At 70.4% G+C, this 20805-nt stretch carries 19 protein-coding genes; 9 read left to right on the plus strand and 10 right to left on the minus strand.

Going from position 1 to position 20805, the window contains the following annotated elements:
* Nucleotides 1–90 precede the first annotated feature (90 nt).
* Nucleotides 91–1032 (minus strand): M28 family metallopeptidase, encoded by a 942-nt coding sequence (locus ACH4YP_RS26125; RefSeq protein WP_361071136.1) that lies wholly within the window; start codon nt 1030–1032, stop codon nt 91–93.
* A 352-nt stretch (nt 1033–1384) separates the two neighbouring features.
* A complete protein-coding gene (locus tag ACH4YP_RS26130; RefSeq protein WP_361071133.1) occupies nt 1385–1879 on the minus strand; it encodes a VOC family protein in 495 nt (164 codons plus the stop codon).
* A gap of 37 nt (nt 1880–1916) precedes the next feature.
* Between ACH4YP_RS26130 and ACH4YP_RS26135 the strand changes: the two genes are divergently transcribed.
* On the plus strand, nt 1917–2516 hold the full coding sequence (locus ACH4YP_RS26135; RefSeq protein WP_361071167.1) for an ABATE domain-containing protein: 600 nt from the start codon (nt 1917–1919) through the stop codon (nt 2514–2516).
* A gap of 249 nt (nt 2517–2765) precedes the next feature.
* Here ACH4YP_RS26135 and ACH4YP_RS26140 read toward each other — a convergent pair whose 3' ends face one another.
* Nucleotides 2766–3200, minus strand: coding sequence for a helix-turn-helix domain-containing protein (locus tag ACH4YP_RS26140; RefSeq protein WP_361072074.1), 435 nt, complete (start codon nt 3198–3200; stop codon nt 2766–2768).
* 102 nt (nt 3201–3302) lie between these two features.
* Here ACH4YP_RS26140 and ACH4YP_RS26145 point away from each other — a divergent pair, with 102 nt between their 5' ends.
* On the plus strand, nt 3303–4841 hold the full coding sequence (locus ACH4YP_RS26145) for an MFS transporter (RefSeq protein ID WP_361072077.1): 1539 nt from the start codon (nt 3303–3305) through the stop codon (nt 4839–4841).
* Nucleotides 4842–4875: 34 nt separating this feature from the next.
* Nucleotides 4876–6114, plus strand: coding sequence for a 4-hydroxybenzoate 3-monooxygenase (locus ACH4YP_RS26150; RefSeq protein WP_361072080.1), 1239 nt, complete (start codon nt 4876–4878; stop codon nt 6112–6114).
* Nucleotides 6115–6158: 44 nt separating this feature from the next.
* On the opposite strand, the gene rarD is transcribed toward ACH4YP_RS26150, so the two are convergent.
* Together rarD and ACH4YP_RS26160 are read right to left on the minus strand one after the other, a co-directional pair.
* On the minus strand, nt 6159–7187 hold the full coding sequence (gene rarD, locus ACH4YP_RS26155) for an EamA family transporter RarD (protein ID WP_361072094.1): 1029 nt from the start codon (nt 7185–7187) through the stop codon (nt 6159–6161).
* A 199-nt stretch (nt 7188–7386) separates the two neighbouring features.
* Nucleotides 7387–8241, minus strand: a complete 855-nt coding sequence (locus ACH4YP_RS26160; RefSeq protein ID WP_361072083.1) for an SDR family oxidoreductase — start codon at nt 8239–8241, stop codon at nt 7387–7389.
* A 93-nt stretch (nt 8242–8334) separates the two neighbouring features.
* On the opposite strand from ACH4YP_RS26160, the gene ACH4YP_RS26165 reads away from it, so the two are divergent.
* Nucleotides 8335–8760, plus strand: a complete 426-nt coding sequence (locus ACH4YP_RS26165) for a helix-turn-helix domain-containing protein (RefSeq protein ID WP_361072085.1) — start codon at nt 8335–8337, stop codon at nt 8758–8760.
* Nucleotides 8761–8808: 48 nt separating this feature from the next.
* Here ACH4YP_RS26165 and ACH4YP_RS26170 read toward each other — a convergent pair whose 3' ends face one another.
* The 5 genes from ACH4YP_RS26170 to ACH4YP_RS26190 all read right to left on the minus strand — a co-directional run bounded on the left by ACH4YP_RS26170 (nt 8809) and on the right by ACH4YP_RS26190 (nt 16060).
* Nucleotides 8809–9903: a 2-oxoacid:ferredoxin oxidoreductase subunit beta gene (locus ACH4YP_RS26170; protein WP_361072088.1), complete on the minus strand. Its 1095-nt coding sequence runs from the start codon at nt 9901–9903 to the stop codon at nt 8809–8811.
* Nucleotides 9896–11824 carry a 2-oxoacid:acceptor oxidoreductase subunit alpha gene (locus ACH4YP_RS26175; RefSeq protein WP_398492838.1) on the minus strand — a complete coding sequence of 643 codons (1929 nt, stop codon included), beginning with the start codon at nt 11822–11824 and terminating at the stop codon, nt 9896–9898. Before ACH4YP_RS26175 ends, ACH4YP_RS26170 begins: the two co-directional genes overlap by 8 nt.
* Before the next feature lie 267 nt (nt 11825–12091).
* A complete protein-coding gene (locus ACH4YP_RS26180) occupies nt 12092–12751 on the minus strand; it encodes a response regulator transcription factor (protein WP_361072097.1) in 660 nt (219 codons plus the stop codon).
* A gap of 263 nt (nt 12752–13014) precedes the next feature.
* Nucleotides 13015–14370: a sensor histidine kinase gene (locus tag ACH4YP_RS26185; protein ID WP_398492840.1), complete on the minus strand. Its 1356-nt coding sequence runs from the start codon at nt 14368–14370 to the stop codon at nt 13015–13017.
* Nucleotides 14371–14863: 493 nt separating this feature from the next.
* Nucleotides 14864–16060, minus strand: coding sequence for a sensor domain-containing protein (locus tag ACH4YP_RS26190; RefSeq protein ID WP_361054597.1), 1197 nt, complete (start codon nt 16058–16060; stop codon nt 14864–14866).
* Nucleotides 16061–16548: 488 nt separating this feature from the next.
* Here ACH4YP_RS26190 and ACH4YP_RS26195 point away from each other — a divergent pair, with 488 nt between their 5' ends.
* The 5 genes from ACH4YP_RS26195 to ACH4YP_RS26215 are packed head-to-tail and all read left to right on the plus strand — an operon-like array spanning nt 16549 to nt 20789.
* Complete coding sequence (locus ACH4YP_RS26195) at nt 16549–17001, plus strand: NADH-quinone oxidoreductase subunit A (RefSeq protein ID WP_055617709.1); 453 nt, start codon at nt 16549–16551, stop codon at nt 16999–17001.
* Complete coding sequence (locus tag ACH4YP_RS26200) at nt 16992–17663, plus strand: NADH-quinone oxidoreductase subunit B family protein (RefSeq protein ID WP_361054594.1); 672 nt, start codon at nt 16992–16994, stop codon at nt 17661–17663. Before ACH4YP_RS26195 ends, ACH4YP_RS26200 begins: the two co-directional genes overlap by 10 nt.
* Nucleotides 17660–19198, plus strand: a complete 1539-nt coding sequence (locus tag ACH4YP_RS26205; RefSeq protein ID WP_398492843.1) for an NADH-quinone oxidoreductase subunit C — start codon at nt 17660–17662, stop codon at nt 19196–19198. The genes ACH4YP_RS26200 and ACH4YP_RS26205 overlap by 4 nt, the downstream gene beginning before the upstream one ends.
* A complete protein-coding gene (locus ACH4YP_RS26210) occupies nt 19195–20163 on the plus strand; it encodes a complex I subunit 1 family protein (protein WP_361054588.1) in 969 nt (322 codons plus the stop codon). Before ACH4YP_RS26205 ends, ACH4YP_RS26210 begins: the two co-directional genes overlap by 4 nt.
* A gap of 2 nt (nt 20164–20165) precedes the next feature.
* On the plus strand, nt 20166–20789 hold the full coding sequence (locus ACH4YP_RS26215; protein ID WP_398492845.1) for a 4Fe-4S binding protein: 624 nt from the start codon (nt 20166–20168) through the stop codon (nt 20787–20789).
* Nucleotides 20790–20805: the final 16 nt, after the last annotated feature.

The following is a 20805-nucleotide window of genomic DNA, read 5'->3' on the forward strand; positions in this document are numbered from 1 at the left end:
ATGCGTACGCAGTATATGCACACGCATGCAGTCGTCGGCTACCCCGGAGATCGGGCCGCGGCGGGCCGGAGCCTTCCGGAGCCGATCCGGCTACTCCGAGAGCTCCCAGACCGCGTACGCCAGTGCGTCGCTGTTCCGGTTCAGGGCGGTGTCGTTGATGTTCGACGTCGTGTCGCACGAGGAGTGGTAGCAGCGGTCGAACGACTGGCCCGCCGTGCCGCCCCACTTGGCGGCCTGGGCCGCGGACTTGGTGCTGCTGGCGCCGGTGAAGACGCCGCCGACGGGGATGCCCGCGCTCTTGAAGGGGGCGTGGTCCGAGCGGCCGTCGCCCTCGGTCTCGATCTCGGTGGCGACGCCTATACCCGCGTAGAAGTCCTTGAGGGTCTTCTCGATGGCCGGGTCGTCGTCGTAGACGAAGTAGCCGGGGTTCGGCGATCCGATCATGTCGAAGTTGAGATAGCCGCTGATCTTGGCGCGGTTGGCGGTGGAGAGGCCGTTGACGTAGTTGCGCGAGCCGACCATGCCCAGCTCCTCGGCTCCCCACCAGGCGAACCGCAGATGCTTTGTGGGCTGGTACTGGGTGCGGGACACGGTGAGCGCGGCTTCCAGCAGGGCCGCCGAGCCCGAGCCGTTGTCGTTGATGCCGGCCCCCGAGGTGACGCTGTCGAGGTGGGAGCCCGCCATGACGACCTGGTTGGCGTCGCCGCCGGGCCAGTCGGCGATCAGGTTGTAGCCGACGCGGCTGGAGGCGGTGAACTGCGTGATGGTCGTGGTGAATCCGGCCGCGTCCAGCTGGGCCTTCACGTAGTCGAGGGACGCCTTGTAGCCGGTGCGGCCATGGGCGCGGTTGCCGCCGTTGGCGGTGGCTATGGACTGCAGTTGGGTGAGATGGGCCTTGACGTTGGCGACGGGTATGTCCGGTGCGGCGGCCACGCGCGCGGGCGCGGCGTCGGCTATCGCGCTCGTGGTGAGGAGTGCGGCGACGGCTATGACCGCGGCACCCGTGACACGTCCGGGAACAGAGAGCTTCATGTGGGGGGCTCCGAATTCCATACGGGAATGGGTGCCTGATGGTGAAGCTGAGGCTGACGTTCAGTCAAGAGCGCAATCCGGTCAGGGGTGTTCGCATAGCGGATCCCTGGAGTTCATCCGATCGCGGCCGCTCGTGACACTTCGGGGGCGTCATGGAAGGGCGGCCGTCACTGTCGCCACGGACGGCCGGGCGGATGGGCGGGCGACAGGGTGGGCGGGCGCCGCCCGGGTCGCCATGAGTGGAGGGCGTCCTGGGCGGGAATCCTGGGCGGACACCCCCGGCTGACACCCGGGGCGGTGTCCCTGGTTGCGGCGTAGAGCGGACATCGTGGGTCATGCGGGCCCTCGCCCGTCAGTGCACGCAGAACTCGTTGCCCTCCGGGTCCGCCATCAGCACCCACTCGCCGCCCTGCTCCTTCACCTCCCGGAGCACCGCCGCCCCCAGCCCGGTCAGTCGCGCGACCTCCGCCGCCCGTTGCCCGTCCGTGGTGTGTACGTCGATGTGCAACCGGTTCTTCACCGTCTTCGGCTCCGGTACGCGCTGGAAGAGCAGGCGTCGTCCGAGTCCGGTCCCGCTGTCCTTGTCGTACGGATCGTCGGGGTGGCGTACGGCCGCCGCGTCCCGCCAGGCCCGGCGGCCGTGGGACTCGACGGTGACCTCGGGCGGTACGGCGCCGAAGCCGAGCAGGCGCTCGACCAGGGCGCTGTGGTCCTCGACCGGATAGTGGAGGGTGGCGGCCCAGAAGTCGGCCTGGGCGTGTGGGTCGGCGGTGTCGATGACGAGCTTCCAGTGCAGGGGCGCCGGTGCCGACGAGGGTGTCTGGGGCTGGGGCTGGGTCTCTGTCATGGTAACCACTTATAGTGGTTACGTGAGTGAGCGTGCAATGAAATCGCCCGGTCTGACTCTCGTGTCGTACGGGGGGAAGACGTTCCGCTTCGATCCCGGGGCGCTGTGCATGGAGCTCGTGACGACGGGCGGGCCGGGGGAGTTCGCGCGGTACGAGGTGCTGCACGAGCCCGCGGATCTGGTGCGCTGGGTGGAGCGGAGCCGGTTGCCGGGCGGGCTCGAAGTGACGGTCACGGAGGGGGAGTTGGCGCAAACGCGAGCCTTGCGCGACGCGGTCTTCCTGCTGGCCGCGGACCGGGCTCACGGGCGGCCCCTCCAGGCCCGTCACCTCGACGTCGTCAACGCCGCGGCTGCCGGGGCGCCGCTTGCCGCCCGGGTCGAGGCGGACGGGGCGCGGGGGTGGGCGCCGGGGGCCACCGGAGCGCGGTTGCTGGCCACCGTCGCGCGGGACGCGGTGGAGTTGTTCACCGGGCCGTACGCGGATCGGATCCGGGAGTGCGGGTCCCACAACTGTGCGTTGCTCTTCGTCGACACCTCGCGGCCCGGGCGGCGGCGGTGGTGCGCCATGGAGCACTGCGGCAACCGCCAGAAGGCCCGCACGCATAGGGCCCGCCGGGCCGAGGAGGAGGACGGCTAAGGCTGTCTTTCGCCCCCGCCGCCCCTACCCGTCCCGTCTCGGGGGCCAGCCCCCGAACCCCCGCTCCTCAAACGCCGGAGGGGCTGAATACTTCGCGGCCGGGCCGAACCTCAATAGCCCAGTCCAGGCGCAACCAGCCCGTCCGGCGTTTGAGGACGAGCGCGTCAGCGCGATAGCGGGGGTCTGGGGGCGCAGCCCCCAGGGACGGGACGGGACGGGAAGGGGCGGCGGGGGCGAAAAAAGTCAGCCTCAATCAGCCGCCCCCACCCGCTCGTCATAAGCCTCCCGGGCCGCCGCGATCTCCCCCTGGTGGGCCTCCGTCCAGGCGACCAGCGACCGGATGGTCGAGTGGAGGGTCCCGCCGAGGGGAGTGAGCTCGTATTCCACGCGAGGCGGCACCACAGGATGCACGGTCCGCTTCACGAGCCCGTCCCGTTCCAGCTGCCGCAGAGTCACGGTCAGCATCCGCTGACTCACCCCGTCGATCTCCCGCCGCAACTCGGTGAACCGCAGCCGCCGGTTGTCGAGCAGGGCGATCACGAGGAGCGACCACTTGTCGGCCACGCGGTCGAGGATCTGCCGTACCTGGCAGTCCTCCCGGGTGTCCCACTGGAAGGGATCGGTGTCCGCGCCGTCCATGGTTACCGCGCACTTACTGGGTGACTCCAAAGTGCCTTCTTCCATGTCCGCCGATGCTGCCGCAGGCTGGCACCGGTTACAAGAGGGAACCGACCCTCATTCGGGTAACCGCCCCTTCGCCTACCCACGCCTACCCAAGGAGTCGTGATGGGCACCCGTGCCTGGGCCCTGCTGCTCGTCCTCTGCGGAACGATCTTCCTGGAGGGCATCGACGTCGCCATGCTGGCGGTCGCGATCCCCTCCATCAGGTCCGACCTCGGCCTGCCGACCGACACCGCGGCCTGGGTGATGAGCGCGTACGTACTCGGCTACGCCGGCTTCACCCTGCTCGGCGGACGCGCGGCCGACCTGCTGGGCCGCCGCCGGATGTTCCTCACCTGGCTGACGGTCTTCCTCGCCTTCTCCGGCCTGGGCGGCTTCGCCACGGAGGGCTGGACTCTGATCGTTGCCCGCTTCGTCACCGGAGTTTCGGCCGCGTTCATGACGCCGGCCGCGCTGTCCCTCATCACGACGTCGTACGAGGAGGGCGAGCAGCGCAACAAGGCGCTGCTGGTCTTCGCGGGCACGGCGGCCGGCGGCTTCTCCCTCGGCCTGGTCATCGGCGGCCTGCTCACCCAACTGGGCTGGCGCTGGGTCTTCTTCGCCCCGGTCCTGCTCGCGGGCGCCCTGCTCGTGGCCGCGATACGCCTGATCCCGGCCGTGCCGCTCACCAAGGAGCCAGAGAAGAGCTCCGGGCGCCCCCGGCGTCGTACCGAAGGCTTCGACGTTCTCGGTGCCGGTACCGCCGCGGCGGCGATGCTGCTCGCCGCCTACGCCGTCATCCGCCTCGAACACGGCCTGGACGGGTGGCAGTTGACCGTGGGAGCGGCCGTCGCGGCCACCGCTCTGCTCGTCGTCTTCGTCGCCGTCGAACGCCGTACCCCCACCCCTCTCGTCCGCCTGGGCATCCTCCGTACCGGCTCCGTCGTACGGGCCGACCTCGGCGCACTCCTCTTCGTGGGCGCCTTCTTCGGTTTCCAGTTCGTCCTCACGCTCTACCTCCAGGAACTGCGCGGCTGGTCCTCCCTGCAGACGGCGATCGCCCTGGTGGTGCTGGGCTGCGACGCGATCCTGGCCCCCACGCTCACCCCGCGCCTGGTCACCCGTTTCGGCCACGCCAAGGTGATCCTCGGCGGCTTCGTCCTGGCGGTCGTCGCGTACGGGCTCTTCCTTCCCGTGGGCATGGACTGGTCGTACGCCGCGATGTTCCCGACCCTGATCATCGCGGGCACCGCCTTCGCGCTGGCCTACGGGCCGCTCACGATCGCGGCGACGGACGGTGTGGCGGAGTCCGAACAGGGCCTGGCGAGCGGCCTGTTGCACACGGCCACCCAGTTCGGCTCGGCGATCGGCATCTCGGCGGTGACGGCGGTGTACGGCCTCGCCTCCTCCGGCGCCTCCGCGGGCTCCGACCCGGACGCCACCCTCTCCGCCTTCCGCGCCGCCCTGGTCGTCCCGGTGGCGATGGTGACACTGGGCGCGCTGCTGTCGTCCTTCGGCATCGGAAGCCGTACGAAGCCGCCGACGGCCGGAGCGCCCACCGCACCCACGACGGCCGCGGTCACCGCCATTGCTGCCGGAACTGCCGCCACCACCGCGGCCGTTCCCGACGCGTCCGCCAACCCCACCCGACAGGCCATGAGTTGATAACCGGCCACACCGGATTCGCCATACTGTTCGCATGACCGCAGACGCCCCCACTCCGTCCGCCTTCGCCTCCCTCCCCGCCCACGTACAGCGCACCCGCGTCGTCATCGTGGGGGCGGGGCCCGCGGGACTCACCCTCGCCAACATCCTCCGGGCCGCCTCCGTCGACTGCGTGGTGCTGGAGAACGAGAGCAGGGACTTCATCGAACAGCGGCCGCGCGCGGGCTTCCTGGAGGAGTGGGCGGTCCGCGCGCTGGAGGGGCGGGGCCTGGCGGACCGGCTCCTGGAGAACACCCTGGCGCACACCGAGTGCGAGTTCCGGTTCGCCGGAGAGCGCCACAGGTTCCCGTACGCCGAGGTGTCGGGCCACCGTCACTACGTGTACCCGCAGCCGCTGCTGGTGACGGACCTGGTGCGCGAGTACGCGGACGTCCGGGGCGGCGACATCCGGTTCGGCGTCCGTGACGTCGAGCCGGCCGGGATCGACACGGACCGGCCCTCGGTGGCGTACACGGATCCGGAGACGGGCGAACGGGTCCGCCTGGACTGCGAGTTCATCGCGGGCTGCGACGGCGCTCGCGGGGTGACCCGGGACCGTATGCCCTCGGAGCACGTCACCGTCGCCCGGCACGACTTCGGTGTCGGCTGGTTGGCGCTGCTGGCCGAGGCGCCGCCGTCCTCGGACTGTGTCGTCTTCGGCATCCATCCGCGCGGGTTCGCCGGTCACATGGCCCGCGGCCCGCAGGTCACCCGCTACTACCTGGAGTGCGGGCCGGACGACGACCCGGAGAACTGGTCGCACGAGCGCGTATGGACCGAACTCCACGCGCGCCTCGGGGCGGAGGGCGCCCAGCCGCTCAACGAGGGCAAGCTGATCGAGAAGCGCGTCCTGGCCATGCACAACTACGTGGTGGAGCCGATGGCGTACGGGCGGCTGTTTCTCACCGGCGACGCGGCCCACCTCCTTGCGCCGATCGGCGCCAAGGGCATGAACCTCGCGATCCACGACTCCCTGCTGCTCGGCGACGCGCTCGTCGCGTACTGCGGCAAGGGGGACGACAGCGGGCTGCGCGGCTACTCGGCGGCCTGTCTGCGGCGGGTGTGGCAGTACCAGGAGTTCTCGCAGTGGCTCTCCGACGTGTACCACGGCGCCTCGTCCGGCGATCCGTTCAAGGCGGGCACCTCGATGGCCAGGCTGCGCCGGATCCTCGCCTCACCCGCCGCGGCGACCGGCTTCGCGGAACTGTTCCTCGGCAAGGACACGGATTACTGACGGCGTCGATTACTGACGCCGTCGGCTACCGACGCCGTCACCGGCTACGTGTTCGTGCCGGTGGCGGTGCCGCTGGTGGTGGTCGGGCTCGTGGCCGCCGCCGCTTCCCGGGCCGCTTCCGCGGCTGCGGTCGCTGCCGTCGCCGCGGTCGCCGTGGTGGCCGCCTCCCGAAGCACCGTCCGCGACTTCCGAGCCGTCCGCAGCGCGTCCCACGTGAGCAGCGACAACGCGGCCCACACCAGCGCGAACCCGGCCCACCGCTCGGCGGGCATCGCCTCGTGGAAGTACAGGATGCCGAGCAGGAACTGCAGCACGGGCGCCAGGTACTGCAGCAGCCCGAGCGTCGACAGGGGCACCCGGATCGCCGCCGCCCCGAAGCACACGAGCGGCAACGCGGTCACCACTCCGGTCGCGGCCAGCAGTGCCGCGTGCCCGGCGCCCTCGCCGCCGAAGGTCGCGTCGCCCCGGGACGACAGCCACAGCAGATAGCCGAGCGCGGGCAGGAACTGGATCGCGGTCTCGGCGGCCAACGACTCGATACCGCCGAGGTTGACCTTCTTCTTGACCAGCCCGTACGTCGCGAAGGAGAAGGCGAGGCAGAGGGAGATCCACGGCGGCTGTCCGTAGCCGACGGTCAGTACGAGCACCGCGGCGAAGCCGATGCCCACCGCCGCCCACTGGGCGGGCCGCAGCCGCTCCTTCAGGAGCAGGACACCCATCGCGATGGTGACGAGCGGGTTGATGAAGTAGCCGAGGGACGCCTCCACCACATGGCCCGCGTTCACGGCCCAGATGTAGACGCCCCAGTTGACGGTGATGGTGGCCGCCGCGATGGTGATCAGGCCCAGTCTGCGCGGCTGCCGCAGCAGCGGACCGGCCCAGGCCCAGCGCCGCATCACCACGAGCGCGATCAGTACGACGCCCAGCGACCACACCATGCGGTGGGCGAGGATCTCCGCCGCTCCCGAGGGTTGGAGGAGCGGCCAGAAGAGGGGCACGAGCCCCCACATGCCGTACGCCGCGAAGCCGTTCAGCAGACCGATCCGCTGTTCGCCCCTGGAATCCAGACCTATGTGCTGTTCGCCCTTGGACTCCACCGGCACGGCCCCTCCCTCTCACCAGGCTGCGGACGCGCGGCGTCCGAACCACGCGCAACCTCCAAGAAGGTAACGCCGGGCACCCCCGCCTGTCATGCCCGTATCGCCATACGGTCATTACAGTCGGGGGTGCTTCCCGTGGGTTACGAACGGGGGTGCTTCCCGTGAGCCGGGGTCAGCCCTTCAGGGCCGCCGCGATGGACTCCGCGATCGGTGTGGTCGGCCGGCCGGTCAGCCGGGACAGGTCACCGGTGGCGACGACCAGCTCGCCCTTTTCGATCGACGCGTCCACACCGGCCAGGATCGCGGCGAAGGGCGCGGGCAGTCCGGCGCCGGTCAGGATGCCCTCGTACACCTCGCCGGGGACGGAGTTGTAGACGATCTCCTTGCCGGTCTGGCTGCTCAGCTCGGCCGCGTACTCGGCGAAGCCGAACGCCGTGTCGCCGCCCAGTTCGTACGTCTTGTTCTCGTGGCCCTCGCCGGTCAGCACGGCCACGGCGGCGGCCGCGTAGTCCGCGCGGGAGGCCGCGGAGATCCGGCCCTCGCCGGCGGCCTGCACGACGGCGCCGTGCTCCAGGACCGGGGCCAGGTTCTCGGTGTAGTTCTCGTGGTACCAGCCGTTGCGCAGCAGGGCGTAGGGCACGCCGGACTCCAGGATCGCCGCCTCGGTGCCGCGGTGGTCGTCGGCGAGTGCGGCGGTCAGGCTGCCGGGGGCGCTGGTGTACGCGAGGAGGGCGACGCCGGCGGCCTTGGCGGCGTCGAGGACGACCTTGTGCTGGGCGACGCGGCCCTTGTCGAACTCGTTGCCCGAGATGAGCAGCACCTTGTCGCCGGCGGAGAAGACGCTGTCGAAGGTCTCGGGGGCGTTGTAGTCGGCGACCGCGATCTTCACGCCGCGGGCCGCGAAGCCCGCCGCCTTCTCCTCGCTGCGGACGACGGCCGTGACCTGGTCGGCCGGGACCTTCTCCAGCAGGCCCTCGATGACGAGACGGCCGAGGTGTCCGGTGGCTCCGGTGACGACGATGCTCATGGTGGAAGCAACTCCTTGTGGGGTGGGTACGGCACTAACCATAGGAGCTGCACTAACTCTGCGAAAGTACCCACTTTGAAGTAAGGTACTGGCATGGCCGTAAGCACCGAAGCAGTCAGCAAGGAAGCCGTCAGCAAGTACGACACCGGCGAGGTGATGTGTCCGTACCGCCTCGTTCTGGAGCACGTCACCAGCCGCTGGGGCGTCCTGGTGCTGATCGAACTCCTCGACCGGCCCTACCGCTTCAGCGAGCTGCGCCGCGCGATCGGCAGGGTCAGCGAGAAGATGCTCACCCAGACCCTGCAGACCCTGGAGCGCGACGGGCTCGTGCACCGGGACGCCAAGCCGGTCATCCCGCCGCGCGTCGACTACTCGCTGACCGACCTGGGCCGCGAGGCCGCCGACCAGGTGAAGGCCCTCGCGGGCTGGACCGAGGAGCGGATGGACGCCGTATTGGAGGCCCGCCAGGCATACGACGAGCAGAAGGCCCGCCAGGCGAACGGCGAGGCCCGGGCCTGAAGAGCCCGGGCCTCACCGAATCCGTATCCCGTATTCCGTATGGCGGTGTCAGCCGACGACCGTCCAGGTGTCCCCGCCCGCGAGCAGTGCCGACAGGTCGCCCTTGCCGTTCTGTTCGATGGCCGTGTCGAGCTGGTCCGACATCTGTGTGTCGTAGACCGGGCGGTCGACGGACCTCAGAACGCCGATCGGCGTGTGGTGCAGCGTGTCCGGGTCGGCGAGCCGGGACAGCGCGAACGCCGTGGTGGGGGAGGCGGAGTGCGCGTCGTGGACCAGGATCCGCGGCTCGTTCTCCGGGGTGACGGTGACGACCTTCAGGTCGCCGGTCACCGGATCGCGTACGACGCCCTTGGAGCCGAGGCCGCTGTCGAGCGGGGCGCCGAAGCGGATCTGCCGCCCGTGCTCCAGACGGATCACCGCCTCCTCGGCCTGCTGCCGGTCCTTGAGGACCTCGAAGGCGCCGTCGTTGAAGATGTTGCAGTTCTGGTAGATCTCGACGAGGGCGGTGCCCGGGTGGGCCGCCGCCTGCCGCAGGACCTCCGTGAGGTGCTTGCGGTCGGAGTCAACGGTCCGCGCCACGAACGACGCCTCCGCGCCGATGGCGAGGGAGACCGGGTTGAAGGGTGCGTCCAGGGAGCCCATCGGCGTGGACTTGGTGATCTTGCCGACCTCTGAAGTGGGGCTGTACTGGCCCTTGGTGAGTCCGTAGATCCGGTTGTTGAAGAGCAGGATCTTCAGGTTCACGTTGCGGCGCAGGGCGTGGATGAGGTGGTTGCCGCCGATGGACAGCGCGTCGCCGTCACCGGTCACGACCCACACGGACAGGTCGCGGCGGGAGGAGGCGAGTCCGGTCGCGATGGCGGGTGCGCGGCCGTGGATGGAGTGCATCCCGTACGTGTTCATGTAGTACGGGAAACGGGACGAGCACCCGATGCCCGAGACGAAGACGATGTTCTCCTTGGCGAGACCCAGTTCGGGCATGAAGCCCTGTACCGCGGCGAGGACCGCGTAGTCGCCGCAGCCGGGGCACCAGCGCACTTCCTGGTCGGACTTGAAGTCCTTCATGGACTGCCTGCCCTCGGCCTTGGGCACCAGAGTGAGCGCCTCGATCGTGCCCGGGCCTTCCGTGGTCGTCTCAGCCATCGATGGCCTCCTTGAGAGCCGTGGCGAGCTGTTCGGCCTTGAACGGCATTCCGTTGACCTGGTTGTAGGAGTGGGCGTCCACCAGGTATTTCGCCCGGACCAGGGTGGCGAGCTGGCCGAGGTTCATCTCGGGGATCACCACCTTGTCGTAAGCCTTCAGCACCGTGCCGAGATTCGCCGGGAACGGGTTGAGGTGCCGCAGGTGCGCCTGCGCGATCGCCTCCCCGGCCCCGCGCAGCCGCCGGACGGCCGCGGTGATGGGTCCGTAGGTGGAGCCCCAGCCCAGGACGAGGGTGGTGGCGCCGTGCGGGTCGTCGACCTCGACATCCGGTACGTCGATGCCGTCGATCTTCGCCTGGCGCGTACGGACCATGAAGTCGTGGTTGGCCGGGTCGTAGGAGATGTTGCCCGTGCCGTCCTGCTTCTCGATGCCGCCGATGCGGTGTTCGAGACCAGGCGTACCCGGGATCGCCCACGGCCGGGCGAGGGTTCCAGGGTCGCGTTTGTAGGGCCAGAAGACCTCGGTGCCGTCGTCCAGGGTGTGGTTGGGGCCCTGGGCGAACTGCACGCGCAGGTCGGGGAGTTCGTCGGTATCCGGGATCCGCCACGGTTCGCTGCCGTTGGCGAGGTAGCCGTCGGACAGCAGCAGGACCGGGGTGCGGTAGGTGAGGGCGATGCGGGCGGCTTCGATGGCGGCCTCGAAGCAGTCGGCGGGGGTCCGGGGGGCCACGATGGGCACCGGTGCCTCGCCGTTGCGGCCGAACATGGCCTGGAGCAGGTCGGCCTGTTCGGTCTTGGTGGGCAGGCCGGTGGAGGGGCCGCCGCGCTGGATGTCGATGACCAGCAGCGGCAGTTCGAGGGAGACGGCGAGCCCGATCGTCTCCGACTTCAGTGCCACACCGGGGCCGGAGGTGGTGGTGACGGCGAGGGATCCGCCGAAGGCCGCTCCGAGTGCGGCGCCGATGCCGGCGATCTCGTCCTCGGCCTGGAAGGTCCGTACGCCGAAGTTCTTGTGCCTGCTGAGTTCGTGCAGGATGTCCGAGGCCGGGGTGATCGGGTACGAGCCCAGGTAGAGCGGCAGGTCCGCCTGGGTCGAGGCGGCGATCAGGCCGTAGGACAGGGCCAGGTTCCCGGAGATGTTGCGGTAGGTGCCGGTCGGGAAGGCCGCGGTGGCCGGCGCGATCTCGTAACTGACCGCGAAGTCCTCGGTGGTCTCGCCGAAGTTCCAGCCCGCCCGGAACGCGGCGATGTTGGCCGCCGCGATAGCGGGCTTCTTGGCGAACTTGGTGGTGAGGAACTTCTCGGTGCCCTCGGTCGGCCGGTGGTACATCCAGCTCAGCAGGCCCAGCGCGAACATGTTCTTGCTGCGCTCGGCCTCCTTGCGGGTGAGGTCGAACTCCTTGAGCGCTTCGACGGTCAGGGTGGTGAGGGGGACGGGGTGGACGCTGTAGCCGTCCAGCGAACCGTCCTCCAGGGGGCTCGTGGCGTAGCCGACCTTCTGCATCGCCCGTTTGGTGAACTCGTCCGTGTTGACGATGATCTCCGCGCCGCGCGGCACGTCGGCGATGTTGGCCTTCAGCGCGGCCGGGTTCATCGCGACCAGGACGTTGGGCGCGTCGCCGGGGGTGAGGATGTCGTGGTCGGCGAAATGCAGCTGGAAAGACGAAACGCCCGGCAGGGTACCTGCGGGCGCGCGGATCTCGGCGGGGAAGTTCGGCAGTGTCGAAAGGTCGTTTCCGAAGGTTGCCGTCTCGGAGGTGAAGCGGTCTCCGGTGAGCTGCATACCGTCACCGGAGTCCCCCGCGAACCGGATGATCACCCGGTCCAACCGGCGTACGTCCTTTGTGCCCGCCGGTTTGCGCTGTTCTCCTACGACTGTTCCGTCGGCATGCTCGGCCGGACTGCTGACCTGACTGGTCACTGAAGTGAACCTCCTTCGAGGCGGCTGTCCGGGATCGGCCCTCCCGCAGGCCATCCCGGGTCCAACCCTACGTCGCTAAGGGTCGCCTTCCCCTGACTGTTCGTACGGTGGACCCCTTTTTGAGACCACCGGACACCCTGATTTGCCACGATTTATCCGCCCCCCGGCGTTACCTGTGAAGACGCTTGATGCTCATCCTTTGGTTCTCGTGCTCATGCCTGGCTCTCGTGCTCGCGTTGCGGCAATTTCTGACACAGTGTCAGTTCGTCAGGAGTTCAGGTAGGTGAGGACCGCGAGAACGCGCCGGTGATCCCCGTCACTCTGGGACAGGCCCAGTTTCATGAAGATGTTGCTCACGTGCTTCTCGACCGCGCCGTCGCTCACCACGAGCTGTCGCGCGATCGCGGAGTTCGTCCGTCCCTCGGCCATGAGTCCTAGGACCTCCCGCTCGCGTGGCGTCAGCCCCGCGAGAACGTCCTGCTTGCGGCTGCGCCCGAGCAGCTGCGCGACGACCTCGGGATCCAGCGCGGTGCCGCCGCGGGCCACGCGGACGACCGCGTCCACGAACTCCCTCACCTCGGCCACCCGGTCCTTCAGCAGATAGCCGACGCCGTGAGTGGAACCGGCGAGCAGTTCGGTGGCGTACTGCTCCTCCACGTACTGCGACAGCACGAGCACCCCGAGTCCCGGGTGCTGCTTGCGCAGCTGCACGGCGGCCTTCACGCCCTCGTCCGTGTGCGTCGGGGGCATCCGTACGTCCGCGACCACGACGTCCGGCAGCGCGTCCTGCGCCGCGAACTCCGTGATCGTCTTGATCAGAGCCTCCCCGTCCCCGACTCCGGCGATCACGTCGTGCCCACGGTCGGTCAGCAACCGGGTCAGGCCCTCCCTCAGCAGCACTGAATCCTCGGCGATGACCACGCGCACCCTGTCCTCCACGATTGCTCGGCCCCCCACGCTCGTACGTCAACCCCCAGCATTCCAGCATTTGGGACCAACTGAGGGTGGGTGAGGGAATCGTTGTCAGTTCGTGGGTGCGCAGGGCGTCGACCGCGCCCCACAGGGGGCGTGGGGACCGGCGCGACGTCCGCCCCCGAGGCCGACGGACAGGCCTCGGGGGCGGACAACAGGGCGGACAACAGGGGGGGACATGAGGGGGGACATGAGGGGGCGGAGAGCAGGAGAACGGCTCATCCCCGCCAGGGCAGCTCCGCCGTGATGCGGGTCGGCCCGGCGACAGGGGAGTCCACCACGAGGATGCCGTCGACCGCGTCGAGCCGCTCGGCCAGCCCCGCGAGCCCCGAGCCGGCGGCGACATCCGCACCGCCCACACCGTTGTCGACCACCTGGATCATGAGCCGGTTCTCGATCCGCCAGACATCGACCGAGGCCCGGGTGGCACCCGAGTGCTTGCTGATGTTCTGCAGCAGCTCCGAGACCGTGAAGTACGCGATCCCCTCGATCGCCGGCGCCGGCCGGGCCGGCAGATCGACCTCGACGTGCACGGGAACCGTGCACCGGGACGCCACCGAGGACAACGCCGCGTCCAGACCCCGGTCGGTGAGAACCGCGGGATGGATGCCGCGGGCCAGATCCCGCAGCTCCTGAAGGGCCGTCTTCACCTCACCGTGCGCCTCGCCCACCATCCGCGCAGCCGCCTCCGGATCCTCCGTGAGCTTCTCCTTCGCCAGCCCCAGATCCATCGCGAGGGCCACCAGCCGGGCCTGCGCCCCGTCGTGCAGATCGCGCTCGATGCGCCGCAGGTCGGCCGCCGCCGTGTCGATCACGACGCCCCGGTCCGACTCCAGCTCGACGACCCGCGTGGCCAGCCGCGACGGCCCGAGCAGCCCGCCCACCAGCAGCCGGTCCACCTGCGTCAGCGCCCGCACGATCCACGGCGTGGCCATCGTGAGCAGCAGCCCCACCAGCGCGGTCACCGTGATCTCGAAGGGGTTGTCCAGATAGATGCTGTGCCCCTGGTCCCCGTACAGCTGGAGCCCGTCCTGCCCGCCGTAGACCGGGAACAGCCAGAACCACAGCGGGTACGTCAGCATCGCCCAGCCGTACGTCCAGAAGCTGATGGCCACCGAGAAGGCGAACACGGCCCAGGGGAAGTGCAGTACCGAGTACAGCAGGTGCCGCCAGGACGCGCCGCTCTTCAGCATCGCGCCCATCGACGCCATCGCGCCCTGCTTCGTCATCCGCAACGGCTCCGGCGCCGCGACGTCGAGCCCCAGCAGCCCGCGCGCCCGGGCCCGCTCCAGCGCGCCGAGACCGCGGCAGCCCGCGAGGGCGGCGGCGAGTACCGGGATGCCCAGGAACGTGACCAGCAGGCCCGCGCCGAGCGACACCATCGTCACGGCGAAGGTGAACATGATGATGCTGACCGGCAGGCTCAGCATCAGATACGCGAACTCACGCCAGCTGCGCGCCTCGATCGGCGCCCGCAGCGCGGCCGGGAGCAGGTGTCGCCGCTCCTCGGCGCCCTCCCCGCGGAAGCCGGGTCCGCCGTCCCACCCGTATCCCTGTCCGTACTCCGTGGCCATGGCCGCCGTCCGTTTCTGCTCGTCCGCTGTTGTAACTCCACAGTGCTCGGTCCCGCGCAGCCGGGACATGGAGCGAGTCGGCGTCTTGGGGCGGGGGTTTTCCCTACCTTCCGGGGGCCCGTGCCGGTACCGGCCTCCGGAAGCTGATGCTGCCCGTGCTGGTGCCGGCAGCGGGGTTCGGGCCGGGCCGATGCCGGAGGTCGGCTCGGGTGAGGGAGGCCGGAGGGGGCCGGGTGCGCCGGACTCCTCCGAGGTACGGCTGGGGCAGCGTGCGGGGCCTGCGACGGTGACCGGCAGGAAGCATGAACACAGGCGGGCACGTGCGTGCGGGCGGGCACGTGCGGGCGGGCAGGCGCGTGCAGGCCCGGCCCGGGAGCGCGAGGTCCACGTCCACGCCCGTCCGGCCTGCTCTGCCCGCCCTGCCCGCTCCACCGTCCCGCCCGGTCCACCGGTTCCGCTCACTCCACCGGTTCGTCTGCTCGGTCTGCTCGGCCTACTCGACCTGTTCCCGGTCCCGCCAGGGGAGTTCCGCCGTGATCGTCGTCGGTCCACCCACCGGTGAGTCGATGACGAACAAGCCGTCCACCGCGCCGAGCCGGTCCGCGAGCCCCGCCATTCCCGTGCCGCCGTCGAGGGCGGCCCCGCCGCGGCCGTCGTCCCAGACCTGTATGAGGAGGCGGCTGTCGGAGCGCCACACATCGACGGACGCGGACCGCGCCCCGCTGTGCTTGCTGACGTTCTGAAGGAGCTCGGAGACGGTGAAGTACGCGATGCCCTCGATGGCCGCGGCCGGCCGCGTCGGCAGATCGGCGGTCACCTTCACCGGCACCGTGCAGCGCGAGGCGACCGAGGACAGCGCGGCGTCCAGACCGCGGTCGGTGAGGACCGCGGGATGGATGCCGCGGGCCAGATCCCGCAGCTCCTGCAAGGCCAGCTTCACCTCGCCGTGCGCCTCGTCGACCATGGCGGCGACGGTCTCGTCGGCCTGGCCCTCCAGCAGCTTCTCCTTCGCCAGGCCGAGGCCCATGGCGAGGTTCACCAGCCGGGCCTGCGCCCCGTCGTGCAGATCGCGCTCGATACGCCGCAGGTCGGCCGCGGCCGTGTCGACGACCACTCCCCGGTCGGACTCCAGCTCGGCGATCCGCCGCTCCAGCTCGTCCGAGGGCGAGAGCAGCCCGCGCACCATCGCCCGGTCCGCGTTGGCCAGTCCCCGCGCGATGTACGGAAGCACCGGCCACAGCACGAACAACGAGACCAGCGTGATGGTGAAGGTGAGCACGCCCCACGGCAACCGCATGAACTCGTACAGCACCGTGCGCCAGCCGACCGGATCCTTCAGCGCCATCCACAACTGTGCGAAGAACCCGCCGCGCCCGCGCAACGGCAGCGGGCTCGGCTCGTCGATCCGCACCCCGAGCAGCCACCTGGCCCGGCCCCGCTCCAGCTTGCCCAGCTGGCGCGCGCCCAACAGCCCGGCCGCGAGCAGCGGAAAGCCGATCACCGTCAGAGTCAGGAAGGCACCCGTGAACAGCACGGTCACCACGTACGTGAACCCGACGAGCGAAACCGGCAGGTTGGCCAGGAGATGCGCGATCTCCTTCCAGGTGTGCCGGTCGTACGCGAAGCGCGCGGGTGGCGGCCGGTCGGTGCCGCCGTCAGGAGTGTCGGCGGCCAGGATGCGTTCGGTCATAGGCGCCAGCCTGCCGGGCCGCAGGCCGCCGCGCCATGAGGTGGACCGCCCGGATCCCCTGGGGTAAACCCCACCATCCCCGGCCGCCAGGGCGACCCGGGGGAGTCCTGAGCCCTACCCGCGAACGGTGCGCGAGTGGTGCGTGAGTGGTGCGCGACCGGTTTGTGCGCGGGTCGGTGGCCGAGCGAGGGCGACTGTGAACCGGCTGGAGGATGCCCGGAAGGTGTCCCGGGAGACGGCCGACGGGCGGCCGGCGGACGGCCGGCGGACGGCTGGAAGTCGGCTGGAAGTCGGCCGGAAGGCCGCCGGAGTGTGGCCTGGGAAAGCCGTCGCCTCATGCCTACCCGTGACGGGCTGCTTACCGTCTCTTTATCAGGCCCTAGACTCCGGTGCGTACAGATCGTCGAACGCGGCGCATCGCACGGCGCGCGCGTCGTCAGCGCGTAGTCAGTACGGGGTCATACGAGGTCAGGGAGCGAGGGGCGGACGTGCCGGAACCGACCATGGTCGTGGCGACCGGGACCGCTGGGGCCGCCGAGACAGCCGGGACCGTCCTCGCGACGGACTACGCGGCGGACTATTTCGAGTCCTATTCGGTCGTCGGACTGCTCGCCGTGGTCGGCGTGCTGTTCGTCGCCGTCGCCTTCGGAGCGGGCCGTCTGCTGCGGCCCGTCGTGCCGACACCCGAGAAGCTCATGACGTACGAATGCGGCGTCGACCCCGTCGGCGAGGGCTGGGCCCACACCCAGGTCCGCTACTACGTCTACGCCTTCCTCTACGTGATCTTCGCCGTCGACTCGATCTTCCTCTTCCCCTGGGCGACGGTCTTCGCCGCGCCCGGCTACGGCGCGGCGACGCTCGTGGAGATGTTCATCTTCCTCGGCTTCCTGGCCGTGGGCCTGCTGTACGCATACAAGAAGGGCGTCCTCACATGGACGTGACCCGTCCGCACCCGGACGCGACCTCCTCGGAGACTTCGGCGGCTTCGGCCCCTTCGGCTGCCGAGCCGGTTCTTCTGCCGGAACCGAAGCGTCTGGGCGTGCTCTCCCGCCTGGCCCCCGAGCCGATGAAGGTGGTCCTGAACTGGGGCCGCCGCTACTCGCTCTGGGTCTTCAACTTCGGCCTCGCCTGCTGCGCGATCGAGTTCATCGCGGCGTCGATGGCACGCCACGACTTCATCCGCCTCGGTGTCATCCCGTTCGCGCCCGGCCCCCGCCAGGCCGACCTGATGGTCGTGTCCGGCACGGTCACCGACAAGATGGCCCCGGCCGTGAAGCGTCTGTACGAGCAGATGCCCGAGCCGAAGTACGTCATCTCCTTCGGCGCCTGCTCCAACTGCGGCGGCCCGTACTGGGATTCGTACTCCGTGACGAAGGGCGTCGACCAGATCATCCCCGTCGACGTGTACGTACCCGGCTGCCCGCCCCGACCCGAGGCCCTCCTCCAGGGAATCCTCAAGCTCCAGGAGAAGATCGCCCGGGAGTCGCTGGGGGAGCGCTACGGAACCTCCCGTCCCTCCACGGCCGCCCTCCAGAGCGGCCTCGTACAGCCGCCGTCCACATCACTGTCCACACCGCCGTCGGCCACGGGGGACGCCCGATGACCGGTTGGCTCCCCGCCCCCGTCGAGGAACTCTTCGGCCCGGACACCACCGCCGATGAGTCGTACGACGTCCTGACGGTCGACGTACCGCCGACGTCCTGGCTCGCCTCCCTGGAGGCCGCGCGCGACGGGCTCGGCTGTACGTACTTCGACTGGCTGAGCGCCGTCGACGAACCCGGCACCGGTTTCCGCGTCTCGGCCCACGTCGTCGCCCTCGCTCCGGTCCGCCGCCTCCTCGTACGGACGACCGTCCCGCACGACGCCCCCGTACTCCCCTCCGCCGTCGAGGTCTACGCGGGCGCCGCCTGGCACGAACGCGAGACCCACGAGATGTTCGGCGTCACCTTCGAGGGCCACCCGGGCCTGGATCCCCTCCTGCTCCCCGAGGGTTTCGAGGGCCACCCCCTCCGCAAGGACTTCGTCCTGGCCGCGCGCGTGGCCAAGGCCTGGCCGGGCGCGAAGGAACCGGGCGAGTCGGAACACGGCGGCCCGAAGCGCCGCCAGATGCTCCCGCCGGGCGTCCCCGACCCCAACGAGTGGGGCCCCCTCAAGGGCCAACTCCCTCCCGCCCCGGCCCGCCCGGCCCGAGGCGCGGCCCGCGCGCCCGGCGACCGCCCGGCGCGGCGCACCCGCACGACGGGGGAGGGCTCGGCAAGCCAGTCGGCCGCGCCGGGTGCCGCCGCTGGGGGCACCGCGTCCACGGGTGCGCAGGCTGGGACTGCCACGCCCGGTGGTACGCAGGCTGGGTCCGCCGCTTCCGGTGGTGTGCCAGTTGCGGGTTCCGCGTCCGGTGCGTCCGGTGGTGTGCAGGCCGGTGGTGCCGCGTCCACGGAGGGCGGCGGTGCGGCAGCGGAGGCTCGGCCCACGGCCCGACGGGCTCGCAGCGCGAGCGAGGGCTCGGCGACCCAGCGCCACACCGCCCCGGCTGAGGAATCTGCGTCAGCCTCAGCTGCGGAGGCGGCTCCCGCTCCGGCATCGAAAGCAGCTCCGGCTCCGGCGCCGGAAGCAGCTCCGGATGCCGGTCCGGCTCCGGCTCCGGCTTCTGCTTCCGATCCTGCTTCGGAGGCGGTCCAGGCCCCGGCCTCTACCACGGGGGCTGTCCCAGCCACGGATTCGGCCGAGGGCGCCGAAGCCGCACCGGCATCAGAACCCGTCCCGGCCCCGGCGCCGACGTCCCCGCGCAGAGCGCGCGGCGCGGGCGAAGGCTCGGCGTCACAGCGCCAGGCACCTGCGACACCCGCCACGCCCGCCACACCTGCCAGGCCGGCCGCCCCATCCGGTGCCGACCGGTCGACCGGCCCGGCGCGCCCCCGCAGCTCGGACGCCCCCTGGCACCACGCACGCCCCGCCTTCGACGAGGCCGACCAGGACTCCGCCACGGGGAAGCCGCCACCGGCCGAGCAGCCGGCACCGGAATCCGGGAGTACTCCGGAATCCGAGGCCACCGAGCCCTCCGAATCATCTGAAGCCGGCCCCACCCCCGCCCCCAGCCCCACCCCCACCGACGACGAAAACTCTTCAGGAGGTCGGCAGTGAACGACGTGCTCGACGTCGCCCTGCGACTCCTGATCGTCTTCGTCGTGTTCCTCACCTTCCCGCTGATCGTCGGTCAGACGGAACACAAGGTGATGGCCCACATGCAGGGCCGCCTCGGCCCCATGTACGCGGGCGGCTTCCACGGCTGGGCCCAACTCGTCGCGGACGGCGTGAAGTTCGCGCAGAAGGAAGACATCGTCCCCGCGGGCGCGGACCGCCGTATCTTCCAGCTCGCCCCCGCCGTCGCCCTCCTCCCGTACCTCCTCGTCCTCCTCGCCATCCCGATCGGCCCGGGCGAGGGCGCGGTCGGCGAGGTCATCGACGCGGGCATCTTCTTCGTACTCGCCGTGATGGGCGTGGGCGTCCTCGGCTCGCTCATGGCGGGCTGGGCCTCGGCCAACAAGTTCTCCCTCCTCGGCGGCCTCCGCACCGCCGCTCAACTCCTCGCATACGAACTCCCGATGCTGCTGACCGCCGCCTCGGTCGCCATGGCGGCGGGCACGGTCTCCCTCCCCGGCATCGTCGACGCCTTCGAGTGGTGGTGGCTGCCCTGGCAGATCGTCGGCGCGATCGTCTTCTTCGTGGCGGGCCTCGCCGAACTCCAGCGCCCGCCCTTCGACATGCCGGTCGCCGACTCGGAGATCATCTTCGGCGCGTACACCGAGTACACGGGCCTCCGCTTCGCGCTGTTCCTCCTCGCCGAGTACGCCGGAATCGTCGTCCTGTGCGGCCTGACCACCGTCCTCTTCCTGGGCGGCTGGCACGGCCCCTGGGACGCCGACGGCCTCGGCTGGGTCTGGACCCTGCTGAAGACGGCCGTCCTCGCCTTCGTCGTCATCTGGCTGCGCGTCACCTACCCCCGCCTGCGCGAGGACCAGCTGCAGAAACTCGCCTGGACCCTCCTCGTCCCCCTCTCCCTCGCCCAGATCGCCCTGACCGGCGTCGTGAAGGTGGTGATCTCGTAACCATGGCTCCGATCCCCGGTCGTGGCCTCGCCAAGGGCCTGGCCGTCACCCTCCGCACGATGACGAAGAAGACCGTCACCGCGCAGTACCCGGACGCCCAGCCCGAACTCCCGCCCCGCACCCGTGGCGTCATCGGCCTCTTCGAGGAGAACTGCACGGTCTGCATGCTGTGCGCCCGCGAGTGCCCGGACTGGTGCATCTACATCGACTCCCACAAGGAGACGGTCCCGGCCGTTGCCCCCGGTGGCCGCGAGCGCAGCCGCAACGTCCTCGACCGCTTCGCCATCGACTTCGCCCTCTGCATGTACTGCGGTATCTGCATCGAGGTCTGCCCCTTCGACGCCCTCTTCTGGTCCCCCGAGTTCGAGTACGCAGAGACCGACATCCACGAACTCACCCACGAGCGCGACAAACTCCGCGACTGGATGTGGACCGTCCCGGCCCCGCCGGCCCTCGACCCCGGCGCCGAGGAACCGAAGGAAATCGCCGCCGCCCGCAAATCCGCGGAAAAGCTGGCCGCCGCGGCCCAACCCGAACCCACACCCGGACCTGGAGCCGCGCCCGGCACCCAACCCGGTTCCACCCCGCAGGCCGAGCCCACCGATCCGCAGGGCGGTGAATCGTGACCCTCGCCGCAGCCAC

The sequence above is a fragment of the Streptomyces sp. NPDC020747 genome (genome assembly GCF_044334695.1).
Taxonomy (GTDB): Bacteria; Actinomycetota; Actinomycetes; order Streptomycetales; family Streptomycetaceae; genus Streptomyces.